General features: G+C 40.3%; 11 protein-coding genes, 1 pseudogene and 1 other annotated feature. Of the genes and pseudogenes, 7 read left to right on the top strand and 5 right to left on the bottom strand.

Annotated elements, in window-relative coordinates:
• The first annotated feature begins 13 nt into the window (after window positions 1-13).
• Complete coding sequence (locus LY28_RS00280; protein ID WP_207658040.1) at window positions 14-379, top strand: MmcQ/YjbR family DNA-binding protein; 366 nt, start codon at window positions 14-16, stop codon at window positions 377-379.
• 73 nt (window positions 380-452) lie between these two features.
• On the opposite strand, the gene LY28_RS00275 is transcribed toward LY28_RS00280, so the two are convergent.
• The 3 genes from LY28_RS00275 to LY28_RS00265 form a co-directional block, all read right to left on the bottom strand.
• The gene (locus LY28_RS00275) at window positions 453-722 is read right to left on the bottom strand and encodes a 50S ribosomal protein L7/L12 (RefSeq protein ID WP_110460380.1); all 270 of its coding nucleotides are present in this window, start codon (window positions 720-722) and stop codon (window positions 453-455) included.
• Window positions 723-1,072: 350 nt separating this feature from the next.
• A complete protein-coding gene (locus LY28_RS00270) occupies window positions 1,073-2,647 on the bottom strand; it encodes a DEAD/DEAH box helicase (protein ID WP_110460164.1) in 1,575 nt (524 codons plus the stop codon).
• 143 nt (window positions 2,648-2,790) lie between these two features.
• Window positions 2,791-3,693, bottom strand: coding sequence for a metallophosphoesterase family protein (locus LY28_RS00265; protein ID WP_110460163.1), 903 nt, complete (start codon window positions 3,691-3,693; stop codon window positions 2,791-2,793).
• A gap of 796 nt (window positions 3,694-4,489) precedes the next feature.
• Here LY28_RS00265 and LY28_RS00260 point away from each other — a divergent pair.
• From LY28_RS00260 to LY28_RS00235, 6 genes are all read left to right on the top strand, one after another.
• On the top strand, window positions 4,490-4,888 hold the full coding sequence (locus LY28_RS00260) for a VOC family protein (RefSeq protein WP_110460162.1): 399 nt from the start codon (window positions 4,490-4,492) through the stop codon (window positions 4,886-4,888).
• A 270-nt stretch (window positions 4,889-5,158) separates the two neighbouring features.
• Window positions 5,159-5,432, top strand: a binding site (T-box leader).
• Window positions 5,433-5,575: 143 nt separating this feature from the next.
• A complete protein-coding gene (locus LY28_RS00255; RefSeq protein WP_110460161.1) occupies window positions 5,576-8,107 on the top strand; it encodes an AMP-binding protein in 2,532 nt (843 codons plus the stop codon).
• 255 nt (window positions 8,108-8,362) lie between these two features.
• Window positions 8,363-10,279 (top strand): protease modulator HflK, encoded by a 1,917-nt coding sequence (gene hflK, locus LY28_RS00250; RefSeq protein WP_110460160.1) that lies wholly within the window; start codon window positions 8,363-8,365, stop codon window positions 10,277-10,279.
• Window positions 10,260-11,162 (top strand): protease modulator HflC, encoded by a 903-nt coding sequence (gene hflC / locus LY28_RS00245; RefSeq protein WP_165835444.1) that lies wholly within the window; start codon window positions 10,260-10,262, stop codon window positions 11,160-11,162. Before hflK (LY28_RS00250) ends, hflC begins: the two co-directional genes overlap by 20 nt.
• A 95-nt stretch (window positions 11,163-11,257) precedes the next feature.
• A complete protein-coding gene (hflK, locus tag LY28_RS00240) occupies window positions 11,258-12,208 on the top strand; it encodes an FtsH protease activity modulator HflK (RefSeq protein ID WP_110460158.1) in 951 nt (316 codons plus the stop codon).
• A 37-nt stretch (window positions 12,209-12,245) separates the two neighbouring features.
• Window positions 12,246-14,150 carry a heavy metal translocating P-type ATPase gene (locus tag LY28_RS00235; protein ID WP_110460157.1) on the top strand — a complete coding sequence of 635 codons (1,905 nt, stop codon included), beginning with the start codon at window positions 12,246-12,248 and terminating at the stop codon, window positions 14,148-14,150.
• Here LY28_RS00235 and LY28_RS00230 read toward each other — a convergent pair.
• Window positions 14,127-15,317 (bottom strand): YibE/F family protein, encoded by a 1,191-nt coding sequence (locus tag LY28_RS00230; protein WP_110460156.1) that lies wholly within the window; start codon window positions 15,315-15,317, stop codon window positions 14,127-14,129. The two genes, LY28_RS00235 and LY28_RS00230, sit on opposite strands and share 24 nt — an antisense overlap.
• A 119-nt stretch (window positions 15,318-15,436) precedes the next feature.
• Window positions 15,437-16,297, bottom strand: a pseudogene (locus LY28_RS00225) (nucleoside recognition domain-containing protein); the annotation flags it as partial.
• Between the last annotated feature and the right edge of the window lie 76 nt (window positions 16,298-16,373).

The following is a 16,373-nucleotide window of genomic DNA, read 5'->3' as shown; positions in this document are numbered from 1 at the left end:
GGAGGGTGCTTTTGTGAAATATTTATGGCTTGATGAATATCTTTTGTCAATGAAGGGCGCGCTAAAGGACTTTAAGGCTGAATGGGGCTGGACAAGATATCTTATAGGAAATAAAATGTTTGCGGCTGTATGCAAGGATGCCGCAGGCGAAAGAGATATTATTACAATAAAACTTAATCCTCTTGAGGGTGATTTTTTGAGAGGCCAGCATAAAGATATTATTCCGGGACACTACATGAATAAGGAGCACTGGAGCTCAATTTATCTGGACGGAGCTATTGACGATGAAATGATGAAGGAGCTGACGAAAAAGTCCTATCGTTTAGTGCTGGGCGGACTCAGCAAAAAGCTGCAGAAGGAAATTTCAGAAGAAGGATAGAGAAAAAGGTTATTTGCATTTGAAATTCAAGCTATCGGCTGATAATATCAGTTTCTCAGCCGATAGCAGCTGGCTATTGCATTAATTTTTCTATGTAATCAGTTGCTTCTTTTAAACCGGCACCGGTAAGCTCACGGTATCTTTTAACAGCTTCAATCTTCCTGCCGTCTGCAAGAAGGGCTTTTATCCTGTCATCGTCTGCCGGATCAGATACTCCTATTTTTGGGGCAATTTTATCTAAAGTCATATTAGTGCGTTTAAGGCTTTTTCTCAACTGATCTATAACAATAAATATCAATAGCAAAAGTGCTGCACTTATTGAAGAAATGATTTCAATGAACATTTTTAAATCCCTTTCTTTCAAATGAATCTCAATTATTCAGAGCTATAATTATATATGTGTAATAATGCTGAAGCGTTGCAGGCTGCAAATATTTAATCCTCTGAAAAGAATATATCCTTACAGTGCTTTCACTTATAAGGATATATATTAAGTCAATTCAATATATTCTATAGTTTGAACCGTAATTGGCTTTAGTTAAATTTTACCATAATTTTAAATGAGAAGCAATAAAAATTTATAATGTATGACTAGATACAGTAACCTTAAAAAGGTATGAAGCCGGGAATTCCGCTTACATACCTTTTTCTAAAGTTAAGACTGTCTATAATAACAGCATATGCCATTTGATTTTATTTACCGAATAAACGCTGCAAAATACGATTGAGCAACGGTTTTTTGGCTGTATCGTAGGTATTGCGGGCTTTGGCTGAGCGGACTTGTGATGTCTGAACAGCTGCTTCCTTATGTCCTTTTGTGCTGACCGTCCTGCTGCGGATTACCTTGCCGGAAGCTGCCCTGCTGTCAATGCCGGACTGAGCCGGTAAAGCTGTATATGCATTTTTCCCGGTATTTGAGGGACGTGAGCCTTCAGCCTTGGCAGTACTGATTTTGCCGGCAGGCTGTTTGTGCTTTTCGTAAGAAGGCTTGCTCTTTACTCCCTCGGTATTTGAGGCGGAGGCTGGCCGGGAGGTCTTTCTGTGATTCTTTTTCATGCTTTTTTCACTATATGAGTGAGTAACTGCACCGGTCCTTTGTGATACAGACTTAAACCATTCTTCGGATTGAGCCTTTTGTTCATTTAATACGGCATCCGATGGAAGGTCCTCTTCTGCAATCATAACGCCGATATGCTCTTCAATTTCATAAAGGCTCATAATATCCTCGCTTGTAACAAGACTGACTGCACGTCCTTCGTTGCCGGCCCTGCCTGTACGCCCGATCCTATGTACGTAATTGTCCCTGTCCATAGGAACATCATAGTTTACAACCAAAGACAGACTGTCCACATGTATGCCGCGAGCAGCAACATCTGTGGCCACCAGCAAAGGGAAACCGCCCTGCTTGAACTGCTGTATGGTTTTAAGACGTTTTGCCTGAGGGATGTCACCATGCAAGGACTGGCAGGAATAGCCTTTACGGGACAAAAAGATTTGAACCCTGTCAACAGCGGAACGGGTGTTGCAGAAAACTATACAGCTTGCCGGCCTCTCCAGCAGCAGCAAACGATTCAGCTGTGTATTCTTTTCATTGAAATTCACGCGATAATATACCTGACGTATGGTATCCACAGTCATGGTCGGTGATTCTATTTCGATGGTCACTGGGTTTTTCATATAGCTTCTGCAAATTCTATGCATCTCAGGAGGCATTGTAGCAGAAAACAACAAGGTTACTCTTTCCTTCGGAATGTATTTTATAATTTTTACAACCTGATCAAGAAACCCCATATCCAGCATTCTGTCAGCTTCATCCAGAACTAAAAAGCGGATGCCTTTAGTTTTGAGAGTACCCTGCTGTATGTGATCGTATACTCTTCCGGGTGTGCCCGTAACTATGGAAGTACCCTTGACAAGATTCTGAACTTCAAGAGACATGCTGTGCTGTCCATATACGGCTGTAGTTTTGTGCCTTAGATGCTTTGAATATTTTTTAATATCATTGTCTATCTGTACAGCCAATTCTCTTGTGGGTGTAAGGATTAATCCCTGTGGTTCCGAAGCGGCGCAATCAGTAAGCTGCAGCATGGGAACACCAAATACGGCAGTTTTTCCGCTGCCTGTTTTAGACATTACAATCAGGTCTTCACCATTTAAAATATGAGGTATCGCTCTGCTCTGTACCTCAGTGGGTTCTTCAAATCCCATTTCTTCTAAGGCCTTTAAAATTAAGGGCGAAATGCCCAGATCAATAAAACTATTATCCATTGAATATCTTCTTTCGTTTATAGAGTTGCATTAATTATACCATTTACTTGAGATTTGTTCTACATATGTTGAGGTCTGAATTGTGTAAAAAAGATAAAAAAGTCAATTTCTTAGCAAATTATTGATGCTTGGTGTCAAATTTTTTAATTATTGCTTTTAAAGTTAAAGCTCTCAATCGGTTCAGGGCCTCTCATTACATGCCTCTCTATCTGAAGATTTCCTTCCTTGTCCGCTAAAATTCTCCAATCAACCATTAATATTTTGCCATCAAGTATTTCTATTCCGGTTATCCCTCTTGTGTGAATACCGCAACCGGTATTGAAATAAGGAAGCTCCTCGCTTTTGGGGAATTTTGGACGGTGGGTGTGACCGCAAATCAGCATGATTCTGTGGGCTTCAATCCATTTTTTGTAGTTTCTCTCAATTTTGTGCCTTTTGTACATGTTTCTGGCAGGACTTGACGGATTCTGAAAGCCTACCACATGCATGAATCTCCAGAAGTATCTTAAAAAAAACATAGCCACCATCCAAAACTGGTCATTCATAAAATCACCCTGATGACCGTGGACAGTAAAGATTTCCTGCCCTGTATTCGAATTTTTTAGTACTAATGCCTCGCAGGGCTTGATTCCTTTAAGGAAGTCGTGATAGTCCTGATTGTATTCATCATAGTAAGTATAATAATTCTTTCTGACAAAAGCTTCGTTTCTTAAATAAATATTATGGTTGCCGTAAAGTAAAATAAGCCTGTTGTCATCAAAAAATTTTTTGATGACAAGAAAAACATCACTGTGAGCCAGCCTTATATGCTTGAATTTTGAATATTCCCAGAGTTCATCACCGTCACCTGCTTCCACATAAACATAGCCCTTGTTGAAGTAATAATCAAGAGCATGCAGAAAGAGGCTCTGATTTCTGCAAAATTCATCGGAAACACTGTCGTCACCTCTGTGCAAATCACTGAAAAAAATATACCTTGAATTACTATCAAAGCTTTCTATCCTTGCGTTTTTATATGCTTCGGTAAGCCTTCTGTCTGTGAACATCGTGAATCACTCCGCAATTTTTGATAATCCTGCATATTTATTATTAGGATACTTATCCGTGATATTCAGGTAAAATATTCTTGATTGTGTTAAGCTTTATTTTTAAAAAATTTATAAAAAATAATGTAAGTTATAGAAAACAAGCGTAAAATTATTTAAAGAATAAAACTTAAACATACTTTAAGAACTTCTCAATACAGTATTCCGGTTTTAAACAGAGGCTAATCAGATAACAGCAGCATTATGTACCGCACTTATCCTTTGCAGGTAAGGTGTCTCCTGCAATAATTCTGATTAAATACTCTATAATTCTTCAAAAATTATAAAAATAAAAATAAATTCATGGTATTAGTTGCCGATAAATGAAATAATATGGTAAAATGTAGTGTAGGTATTACAATTATAGAATATAGTAATATATATTACATAAAATGTAATATATATAATTTATAAGCTGTAAAGTGCGGTTTAAGTATATATAAATTTTCTGACAGTATTGTGGAGGTATGCATTTTTTACAGCTGTATATTGTTTTTTTAGGCTAAAGTCTCCTAAAGTAAAAAACAGGTTTATAATTCAAACTGCTTTCAAAACCAGCCTAAAAGCATGATTCGCCTGTCAAGACGATATTATATTGTCGTGAAGGCTTAACATAATTGGCTTTAGTAATAAGCGGTATTGACAAGGATGCTTGCTTGTGATGATACGGTATGCAGTTTGATGTGCCAAATAATAATGTATTACAGGAATAAGGTTATAATTGTTACAACTATAAAAACTTTAGGGGGAATGGGATATGAAATTTTGCTGGTGTACATTGACGGTCAACAAATTTGAAGAATCTATTAGCTTTTATCAGGATATAATAGGTCTTCCGATTGTCAGGCGATTGGAACCTCAGGCCGGAGTGAAAATTGTTTTTTTGGGCGACGGCGAGACCAATATTGAGCTTATTTATAATGAAACCGTCAAGGAAGTCAATATTGGGCAAAATATTTCACTTGGCTTTGAGGTGGAATCTGTCAGTGATAAAATCCTGTTTCTGGAGAGAAAAGGTGTAGAGGTGGAAAGCGGACCATACAGGCCAAATCCCCATGTCAAATTCATTAACATCATGGATCCGAACGGCTTAAAAATTCAATTGATAGAAAAGTTTACCGGGTCTGCCGGGGAAGATATGAGGGAAGCCTTCTGATGCTCCTTTAAAAACCCGAGACTATATTTAAATCGAAACTTGACTAAAGTCAATTACGGTTCAAGCCTTCGCGACGATATATCGTCTTTTTAGGCGTTAAGCTTTTAAGCTAATTTTGAACGAAGTTTGGGTTGACTTTAGGAGGCTTCAGCCTCAAGCCCAAACTATCGACCGATGGAATCGGTTTTTTAGCCGATAGTAATTGACTTTGTTTATAATAAAATTATTGACAAGGTTTAAGTATTTTGTTATGATTATGCTCAATAACAGTTAAATGCATTGATAGGGATAACACACTATTTCCCTGTGCTCAAGAGAGCTGTCGTTTGCTGAAAGACAGTGCACAGAGTAGGTTGTGGACTCACCCTTGAGCTTTCATCTGAAAGCGGTCAGCCCTTAAAATCCGGCTGCGGCAAGTAGGAATGAACGGGGTTCTTGCCGTTACAACGAGAGGTCATTTTTTCAGCTTGAATTGATGACACAGAGTGGGTATGTAAATACCAATAGGAGTGGTACCACGGAAGCTATGGCTTTCGTCTCTAGCAGAAATGTTGAGGGACGAAGGCCTTTTTGTTGCTATTTCTTGCAAACAAAATCAATAAATAAAAAGTTTTGAAATCCAAAATATAGAAATTCACATAACATCTTTTTATTTGTAGATTAAACGAATTTTAGGAGGAAATTATTATGAAAATTGCATTTTCAACACTTGGATGTCCGGACTTTAGTTGGGCAGATATTTATTCAATGGCCAAGGATCTTGGATTTGACGGTATTGAAATCCGCGGACTGGGCGATGAAATTTTTGCTTTTAATGCGCAGCCTTTTACTGAAGGCCAGCTGCCGCAAACAATCGATAAGCTTTCAAAGCTGCATCTGGAAATACCCTGCTTGTCTTCCGGCAATTGTTTGAAGTTTGCGGAGAAGGAAGAGGAAAATTATAAAGAGATTGTTCAATATATAACGTTGGCATCAAAGCTTGGAACACCATATGTACGTATTCTTGCCGATCTTGAGCCGCAGAGCAGCGGAGAGGTGGATGACAAGACTGTTCTTGCTGCGCTTGGCCGCCTGATTCCTGTTGCGGAAGAGAAGGGTGTGACAATGCTTATAGAAACAAATGGTGTTTATGCTGACACAGAACGTTTGTGCAAGCTGCTTGACAGTGTCGCAAGTGATTCGGTGGCGGCGTTATGGGATGTTCATCATCCTTATAGATTTGCAGGAGAAAAGCCGGGCAAAACAGTACAGAATCTGGGGGCATATATCAAGTATGTTCATATTAAGGATTCTGCTGTTGAGGACGGTATAATAAAATACCGCTTGACAGGAGAGGGAGATTTGCCTATAGCTGATATTATGTTTGCACTGCGTTCAATTAACTATGAGGGCTATATTTCTCTTGAATGGGTTAAACGCTGGGCCGCCGAGCTTAGCGATGCAGGTATTGTATTCCCGCACTTTATTAACTATATGAGCCAATTTACAGAAAAGAATATAGCCAAAAGCCATCTTTATGATAATAATGCAGGCACAGGAAAATATATATGGGAAAAGGATACCCTGATTGATTTGACCTTCCCGCAGGTGCTTGACCGCATGGCAGATGAGTTTCCTGACCAGTATTGCTTCCGGTATACTGAAATGGACTATACCAGAACCTATTCGGAATTCCGGGAGGATGTTGATACCTTTGCGCGTGCATTGATTGCACTGGGGGTAAAGCCGGGCGATCATGTGGCAATATGGGCGACTAATGTTCCTCAGTGGTTTATTACCTTCTGGGCGGCGACAAAGATTGGGGCTGTTCTTGTAACGGTAAACTCCGCCTACAAGATTTATGAGGCTGAATACCTGCTTCGCCAGTCGGATACTCATACTTTGGTTATGATTGACGGCTACAGGGATTCGGATTATGTGGGTATTATAAAGGAGCTTTGCCCGGAGCTTGAAGCTGCCGAGGCAGGGAAACCGTTACACATGAAAAGGCTTCCTTTCCTGCGCAATATTATTACGGTTGATTCAAGGCAGAAGGGGTGTCTGACATGGGATGACGCCATTGCTTCTGCAAAAAAGGTACCTGTCGAGGAGGTATACAGACGTGCTTTTGCCATCAACAAGCATGATGTCTGCAACATGCAGTATACTTCGGGGACAACGGGCTTTCCCAAGGGTGTTATGCTGACCCACTATAATGTTGTAAACAACGGCAAAAATATAGGCGACTGCATGGACCTTTCCACTGCAGACCGGTTTATGATTCAGGTTCCAATGTTCCACTGCTTTGGAATGGTGCTTTCCATGACTGCAAGTATGACACACGGCGCAACTATGTCACCTATTACGGCGTTTTCTCCCAAAAAGGGCCTTGATTGTATTAACAGAGAGAAAATAACCGCTTTTAACGGTGTTCCCACAATGTTTATTGCCATGCTTGAGCATGAGGATTTTCCAAAGACAGATTTCTCACATATGAGAACAGGTATTATGGCAGGAAGTCCTTGTCCTGTAAAGGTTATGCAGGATGTAGTCGATAAAATGAACATGAGTCAGATTACTATTGTATTCGGGCAGACCGAGTCTTCTCCGGGATGCACTCAGAGCCGTGTAGATGATTCTATTGAGCTGAGAGTAAATACTGTGGGAAGAGCGCTGCCGGGAGTAGAATGTAAGATAGTAGATACCGAGACGGGTAAGGATTTGCCTGACAATATGGACGGTGAGTTTGTTGCCAGAGGCTATAATATCATGAAGGGCTACTACAAGATGCCGGAGGCAACAGCGGCTGCAATAGACGAGGATGGCTGGCTGCATACCGGAGATATTGCAAGGCGTGACGAAAACGGCTGCTACAAAATTACCGGACGTATGAAGGACATGATAATCCGCGGAGGAGAGAATATATATCCCAAAGAAATAGAGGACTTCATATATACCCATCCTAAGGTAAAGGATGTTCAGGTTATAGGTGTTCCCGACCAGCAGTATGGTGAGGAAATAATGGCGTGTGTAATTATGAAGGAAGGTGCCGGGCTGACCGAGGATGAGCTCAAGGACTACATCCGCTCACATATGGCTAAGCACAAGACTCCCCGCTATATTGATTTTGTGGCAGAATTTCCTATGAATGCAGCCGGTAAGATATTGAAGTATAAGATGCGTGAAAATGCAGTTGAGAAGTTCAGCTTGCAGGCGGCGAAGGATATAGTTACCGCATAAGGTATAATTGTCTCAATATAATAATATACACGAGGCTACAAGAGGCTACAAGGTGAAATTTAAAAGCATACTTAGATTATTGTATATATTTATGTCAATAATTTAAGTATGCTTTATCAAAATATGTCGAAATTTTGATAAATAGGAAAGAGAGGTATTGATTGAATCTTTAATTCCATTGTAGTAAAATAATAATTAATGTAAAAATAATGGGTAAAAGTGGTGCTAAATTGAACATATCAGGAGGGGGAAAGCTTGTCTGCGGAAAAAGTAAAAAATGATAAGTACACAAGGATATTATCTTGCTGCAGGATTGGATTCCTATTTTTGACCCTGCTGTTTATCGGCATTGGAATGAAATATTCTTTATTCAGTATAGTCCAGCTTGGGATTTTTCAGATAGCTGTTGTTGTTTTTGTTTCACTGGCAATACAATACAGAAAATATGAGCTGCGGCTTGAAAAGGATACCGCCGGCACAAATAAGAATGATAATAATCAAGAAGCGCACCAATCAGATCAGTTGACAAATGCTGTAGCAGACAATAAACAGCCTGCTGCAAAAAAGCTTTTCTTCTTAAAAGGAAATAAGTCTAAGAAAAAGAACCCAAAACAAAAATTGAAAAAATTCAGTGAATTTACATATCCTCTGTGTATGCTGTTTACAGCACTTATATTAATTTATAAGGAGCTGAATATATTTATGGATTTAAAGGATGCAGAATACATAGGCAAGCCTCCTGTGCTGATTGGCATATTTGTTCTTTCGATGTCTTTTGTGTTTTTAGTCAGTTCAAATTTATTCAGGCAATTTGAAGAGGACGGTTATGGGTACAAAATGTTAAGACTCTTTATCAGCGCTTCTCAGAGGCTATCTCTTATATGCGGACTGGCTGTGCTTGCCGGGTGCTTTGAATTTGGACAAATTGAGCATTGGCTTAGCTATTTTATCTGTGTGCTGCTTATTATTATATTTACTGAGGTTGGGTTTCAGGCAGGCAGGTATTTTGCCGACGAAAGGGACAAACAGAGCATAGAGCTGAATTTTTATATACTTCAGGCATTACTAAGCGGAGGAAATCCTGTGAGTAGGCTCATGTCAGATATGGAGAACAATACGGGCATTTCCTTCAGGTCAACATGGACAATAAGGTTTATCAGACGTAATATACTGACAATAACTCTTATAGCGGGAATATTATTTTGGATGATGACTTCATTTGTACAAATTAATCCTGAACAGCAGGGAGTTTTATTCAGCTTTGGCAGGCTTGACAAAACCCAGCCCTTGCTTCCCGGAATTCATCTTAAACTGCCTTGGCCTGTTCAGACTGTAAAAACATATCCGGTTTATAAAGTAAAAAGCTTTACCGTAGGCTATGAAACAAGCAAACGCGGAGATTATTTATGGACGGCTAACCATAACGGGGAGGAATACAAGCTGCTTCTCGGAGGGGGTAAGGAGCTTGTATCAATCAATATGCAGGTATATTTCAAAATAGGGAACCTGTATGACTATATTCTTCAATATGATGCTCCGGAGGAAAGGCTTAAGGCGGAAGCTTACCGTATACTGCTTAATGAAACGGTGGTTACAGATCTGGATAAGCTTTTGAGCCTGAACCGTTCATCATTTTCTGAAATGGTGAAGCAAAAGCTGCAGGAAACAAGCAAAAAACAGAGGATAGGTATTGATGTAACTAACGTTGCATTAATCAGTATACATCCTCCGATTGAAATTGCGGAGCAATATCAGGAAATCGTAAGTGCTGATATTCAAAAACAAACAATTGTTACAAATGCCGAAGCGTATGCCGGTTCTGCAATTCCAAAGGCTGAAAAGGCAAAGGAGGAAATGGTTAAGACTTCCCGGGTCGAGTCCTTAATGCGTAAGAGTCAGGCAACCGGTGATGTTTTGAAATATTCCTATGCTCAAAAGGCTTACCATATTAACAAGAGTGCATATCTGGAATGGAAGTGGCTTGAAACCTTGGAAAGGATTTTGCCGGACAAGAAAATATATTTGCTGGATAAAAATTTAAATCTTCAAAAAGGCAGCTTATGGTTTGACATGAGAAAAACAGAAGCCACAGCTTCGAGCTGTAATCCGGCCGATGAGCATAAGGCTGATTTGCAGGAGGGAGAGAAAACCAATGGAGAAGAAGCATATTAAAATTGACAGAGCATGGGCGCGCTGGACTATCGGAGGAATGATAGTTTTTTGCATAATGGTATACGCGTTTTCCTTTATTGTGTATGAAGGAAATACAGTAGTTGTTACAAGGTTTGGAGCACCGAAGGAGGTTGTACGTGAGGCGGGGCTTCATCTTAAGCTTCCATGGCCCTTTGAAAAGGCATATACCTTTGACAGGAGGCAGCATTATTATGATACCAGCTTTATTGAAACTCTTACAAATGACAAGAAAAATGTTATATTACAGACTTATGTTGTCTGGAATATAGAGGATGCGCTTAAATTCCTCCAGAGCACAGCCAGCAGAGAAGCGGCTGAAGCGAATCTGGACAGCCTTGTGACTAATTCAAAAAACGGTGTGCTGGGAAAGTATAATTTATCAGCACTGGTGTCGACAAATAAGAACGAATTAAAGCTTGATGAAATTGAGAGCGAGATTTTATCTGATGTATCTGAGCAGGCATTAAACAGATACGGAATAAAGGTTACCCAGATAGGAATGAAGAAGCTGGGGCTGCCGGAGGCAAATATGCAGTATGTATTTGAACAGATGCGCTCTGAAAGACTCAAATATGTTGAACAGATAAAGGCCGAGGGAGAAAGGGATGCCAGCATAATCAGAAACGAGGCTGATGTTCAGGCCGCAAAGCTTAAGTCAGAGGGAGTGAATGAGGCGGCTAAAATAAAAGGAGAGGCTGAGCTTGAAGCTGCAAAGGTCTATGCGGATGCTCAAAAAGAAGAACCTGATTTTTATTCCTTCCTTCGAAAGCTTGATTCTGCGGAAAAGCTTTTAGGTGACAAAGCCACTGTTATTTTCAGAAATGACAGTGCTCCTTTTGATGTATTAAATGACAAAAAGTGAATGCGGCTTAAAAAAGCTTTCATACCTTTGTCTTGCATAGGTTTGCCACGTTGCTTCATAATATTTTGAACCAAAAATTTGGAGTGGGGGTTAATATGAATGAAACAAATAATTCCTTAATTGAACAAAGCTTGAAAGCCTCATCGATTTATATAAAGCTGATATCTGTTATTGTGATAATCGGTGTGCTTTTGTCAGGAGTGACATTTGTTCAATCGGGCGAGGTGGCGGTTGTCCTGCGTTTTGGAAAGCTGGCAGGAGATATGCCTTCGGAACAGGTATTACAGCCGGGGATTCATTTCTGCCTGCCGTTTTTAATTGACAAGGTAATCCGTATACCGGTGCAAAAGGTTCAGGAGGTAAAAATAGATGACCTTTATACCTACGGCAGCATAAGAAATATTACACAAACAGGATATGCCCTGACAGGTGACAATAACATAGTAGTTTTGGAGGCTGTTTTAAAATATAGAATTACAGATCCCGTAAAATACACTCTTGAGGTTGAAGATCCTGCAGTAAATCTCAAAGAGCTTGCAACCTGTTCATTGACACGTGAAATCTCATCAATGAGTGTTGACAGGATTCTCACTGATCAAAAGAAAGAGCTTGCGGCATCTGTTCTGGAAGAAACCCAAAATAGAGCAGACCTCATTGGAATAGGAGTTCAGCTTGTCGCGCTTGAGATTACAAGCCTGCAGCCTCCGGGAGAAGTCAAGGAGGCCTTTGATTTGGTAACCAGCACAAATGTAAAGAATGAAACTCTTATACAGGAAGCAAAAAAGTACAAGGAAAAGCTTATACCTGAAGCTACGGCTGAGCGAGATACAATGATACAGGGGGCAAACTCCTACAAGCTTGAGAGAGTTGCTCAGGCGAATTCGGATGTCGCTCAGTTCTATGGGGTGTTAGAGGAATACAGAAAAAATCCTTTGATTGTGCATGAGCGTTTATACCGTGAGAGAGTAGAGAATATTATGAAAAAGGTTGCAGACACAGTTTTGGTGCCGAAGGAAGAGAGCGGAGGGAATATTATTCTGCCGTAGAGTAGTAACGTTTTCTTATAAGGAGAAGGGCTGTACAATGAAAAATACAATGAAAACAACAGCACAGCAGGTTGAGCGGTTCACCGAATCCGCACTTACGGATAAAGAGCAAAAAAGAATGTCACTGCGTATGGGAACCATGATATTCGCGGGAATGATATGGCTTTCGGGAATTATTTATCGTTGGTGTTTCCCTGAATTTGAAAGTGTCACCGGAATAATCATGCTTATAGGTGCTGTTATAGCCAGCTTTAATATTTTCCTGAATGCTTTGAAGGGTTTTATAAGCAAAAGTCCGTATAATATGATGGAACAATTGGTTAGCCTTGCACTGCTGGCCTCGATTGCAAAAGGAGATTATCAGATTGCAATTTTAATTCCGCTGATAATGTCAGTTGTACATTTTCTTGAAGAAAGAAGTATTCTCGGTGCGAAATCTGCAATAGAGGGATTAAAAACCTTGCAGGCAGAGGAGGCATGTCTGATAACGCAGGAAGGAGAGCATACCGTAAAAGCTGAAGTGCTTCTGCCGGGTGATATAATACTGATAAGACCCGGAGATATGATACCTGCAGACGGGGAAGTGGCGGAAGGCAATTCGTCAATAGATCAAAGCTCTCTGACAGGTGAGACAGTGCCTGAGGATGTATGCGCGGGTGCCAAGGTGTATGCAGGTACGGTAAATATTCAGGGCACCTTGAAGGTATTGGTTACAAAAAAGGTTGACGAAACTTCGCTGAGCAAGGTTGTTGAATTGCTGAAAAAGACTGAACAGTCAAAAACCTCTGCTATGAGAATTATTGAACGGTACTCGGAATATTATCTGCCTCTTATTATAATTATTGCCATAGGAGTTTTATTTTTAACACAGGATATGAACAGGGTAATAGCCATATTTGTTGTAGCATGTCCATGCGCTCAGATATTGGTAAGCTCTACGGCAATGATAGCATCCCTTGCAGTGGCCTCCAGAAATGGAATTTTAATTAAAAATTCAAAGTTTTTAGAGGTTCTTGGTGATGTAAAAACAGTTATTTTTGACAAAACAGGGACTCTTACAGCAGGCAGGCTTGATTTAAAGGAGGTTATCCCCGTAGGAGATACCGCAAGGGAGGCGGTTTTGTGTTCGGCTGCATCAGTGGCATGGGCGTCTAATCATCCCGTTTCAAGAGCTATAATAAGGGCTGCACAGGATTTGAATTTTGAAAAGGCAGACGATATCAAGGAAAATGCAGGCCTTGGAGTTACAGCTATGGGCTGCAAGGGTATGCTTTATCTGGGCAATAGAAACTGGCTTAAAAGCTGCGGCTTAGAGCTTCCGAAAGAGCCGGTTCACTATGGGCCGGTAGTCTGGGTTGCAGAAAGAAATAAAGTCTTAGGGTGTATTTTGCTGGCGGATTATATACGTACAGGTGCTAAGGAAGCGGTGGATTTAATACGCGGCAAGGGTATTGGCAGGATTGTTCTGGTTACCGGGGATCGTAAAGAAGCCGCAGAGGCAATAAAGGATGAAATTGGCTTGGATGATGTGTTTTCTGATTGCCTTCCGGCAGATAAGCTTGAAATTGTAAAAAAGGAAAAGGCAGGCAAGAATATAATCCTGGCTGTCGGTGACGGGATTAATGACGCACTCGCTTTATCGGAGTCTGATGTGGGAGTGGCAATGGGTGCGATGGGCTCTGATATAGCTGTTCAGAGCGCGGATATAGCACTGATGGGAAATGAGCTTGAGAAAATATCTTTTGTAATCGGCTTGTCGAGAAAAACTAAAAGCATAATTTATCAGAATATGGTTATTGCATCATCAATCAGTGCTATAATGCTCATTTTTGCGGGAACAGGAATAGTAACACCGCTGTTGGGTGCCTTCCTTCATAATATCGGCGCATTTTCGGTACTGCTGAACAGCTCAAGGCTGTTAAAGTTTAGCGAGATATCTTGATACTGCCGGCTGCTTCTTCAGAGAGCATTCTTTATAATATTTGTCTGTAAAAAAGAAGGAGCATACCACAGCAGTAATCGGTATTGTGAGCAAAAGGCTGAGGCTGCCTATTAAGGACTGCAAAAATTCAAATATCAGCTCCTCCTTGTTTAAAAGATTCATCAAGGAATAATCAGAATTGGCATAAATCAGGACAACTATGAGAGAACTGCCGATATAGGCAAGTATCAGCGTATTTGTCATTGTTCCCATCATGTCCCTGCCAATTGAAAAGCCGGATTTTAAAAGAGCCCATGGGGAACTGCCGGCGGTATTCAGCTTAATTTCATACAAGGCTGAGGCTATTGACATTGATACATCCATGATTGCACCCATCGCACCTATGGTAATCATAGAAAACATAATGGCCTTTACATCCAGATTATCAATACCAAGAATAGTTCCAAGCATATATGCATCATCATTGATATATCCTGTAAGCAGCATCCATTTGTCTGTGATATAGGTGATAATTACTGAGAAGGCAGCCCCGATAAGGCAGCTGAAAGCTGCAGTAGCGCTTTTCTTGTTATAGCCGTATATAATGGTGAAGGTAGTGACAATAATGTACAGGCAAATTATACAGGATGAAAGATAAATATTAAAGCCCCTTCCGATAGAGGGTATAAAAACAAAAAATATAGATAAGCAGGTCAAAGCCAAAGAAATAATTGTTTTGACTCCTTTTATCCCGCCCAATAATATGATGAATGCAGCAAATATGCCTCCTAACACGGATATCTTATCAAAGCGGTAATAATACTGAAACAGAAATTCATCATCCATAGGGAAGAGTACTACCTTGTCACCGGGAGAAACCTGTATGGAATTTTTAACGGAATTATCAATTACTTGTGTTCCGGTTATCAATTTGTCATTGCTTTCTTTATCTCCGAAAACTCTGGCTTTGAAATATATAACGGTGTTTGAGCTATCGGAAGCATCCTCTGCGGTTTTATCAATTGAAATAACCTTTGCGAAGATCAGTTGATTCAGCTCTTCCTCCCTTTCATACACAACTCCCTTATAATGCTGGCTGTTATGTACATATCTGTTTCCGAAAAATATAAATAAAAAAGCCAGAAATATAAAAATAAAATATAAGAACCCTTTAAAAAAGCTTTTCACAAGCGGCCTCCTCAGTATTTCAGTATGCTTTATAAAAGTGTAATATTATTTAATATATGAAAGCACTTTGCTGAGCAGAACATCAATTTATTGGTCATATCAGAAGAATCTGCATAAAGCTAAACCAAGCCTAAAAGACGTACCGTATTTGCAACAATAAAGCATATAATAATACCTGCGGCTGTCGGAATGGCAAAGGAAGCAAGGGCCCAGCCGAGACTTCCTGTTTCCTTGCGTATTGTCCACAGGGTTGTACCGCAAGGGAAGTGCATAAGAGAAAACAGCATTACGCAAACACCTGTAAGCCAAGTCCAGCCATTCGATACAAAGAGCTGCTTCAAGTCGGATAGCTGCTCAAGCTCGAGAAGAGAGCCGGATGACATATAGCTCATTATAAGTATTGGAATAACGATTTCATTTGCCGGCAAACCAAGGATAAATGCCATAAGTATATAACCGTCAAGTCCCAGAAGTTTTGCAAACGGGTCAAGAAAGCTTGCCGCATATGCAAGGAGACTGACATTTTCCACGGTTATATTAGCCATTATCCATATAACCAGACCTGCGGGCGCTGCGATAACAACAGCACGGCCCAAAACAAATAATGTTCTGTCAAGTATGGAGCGGACGATGATCCGGCAAATTTGAGGCTTTCTGTAGGGAGGAAGCTCCAGCGTAAAGGAAGACGGAATACCCTTTAGTATGGTTTTCGATAATATCCTTGATACAAGAAGAGTCATGAGGATTCCGATTATTACTATCCCGGTAAGAGCCAGTGTGGATGCGGCAGTATCAAAGGCCCCTCCCGCCGCTCCTCCGATAAAAATAGTGCTCACTGCGATAAGAGTGGGAAAACGTCCGTTACAGGGAACGAACACATTAGTAAGAATTGCTATTAATCTTTCTCTGGGAGAATCAATAATTCTGCAGCCTATTACTCCGGCAGCATTGCAGCCGAAGCCCATACACATAGTAAAACTAATTCTGTAATGAGAGTATCAAAAAGAAAAGTGGATATCCAGAAACTCTCCGTCAACTTCGATATAATCAACTAAA

Source organism: Ruminiclostridium sufflavum DSM 19573 (genome assembly GCF_003208175.1).
GTDB classification, from domain to species: domain Bacteria; phylum Bacillota; class Clostridia; order Acetivibrionales; family DSM-1351; genus Ruminiclostridium; species Ruminiclostridium sufflavum.
This window is presented reverse-complemented; position numbering and strand designations above follow the sequence as displayed.

Excerpts from the sequence above, each read along its gene's own strand:
- LY28_RS00235 (WP_110460157.1), top strand. The coding sequence starts at position 12,246 with ATGAAAAATACAATGAAAACAACAGCACAGCAGGTTGAGCGGTTCACC.
- hflK (WP_110460158.1), top strand. The coding sequence starts at position 11,258 with ATGAATGAAACAAATAATTCCTTAATTGAACAAAGCTTGAAAGCCTCA.
- LY28_RS00260 (WP_110460162.1), top strand. The coding sequence starts at position 4,490 with ATGAAATTTTGCTGGTGTACATTGACGGTCAACAAATTTGAAGAATCT.
- LY28_RS00270 (WP_110460164.1), bottom strand. The coding sequence starts at position 2,647 with ATGGATAATAGTTTTATTGATCTGGGCATTTCGCCCTTAATTTTAAAG.
- LY28_RS00265 (WP_110460163.1), bottom strand. The coding sequence starts at position 3,693 with ATGTTCACAGACAGAAGGCTTACCGAAGCATATAAAAACGCAAGGATA.
- LY28_RS00255 (WP_110460161.1), top strand. The coding sequence starts at position 5,576 with ATGAAAATTGCATTTTCAACACTTGGATGTCCGGACTTTAGTTGGGCA.
- LY28_RS00275 (WP_110460380.1), bottom strand. The coding sequence starts at position 722 with ATGTTCATTGAAATCATTTCTTCAATAAGTGCAGCACTTTTGCTATTG.
- hflC (WP_165835444.1), top strand. The coding sequence starts at position 10,260 with ATGGAGAAGAAGCATATTAAAATTGACAGAGCATGGGCGCGCTGGACT.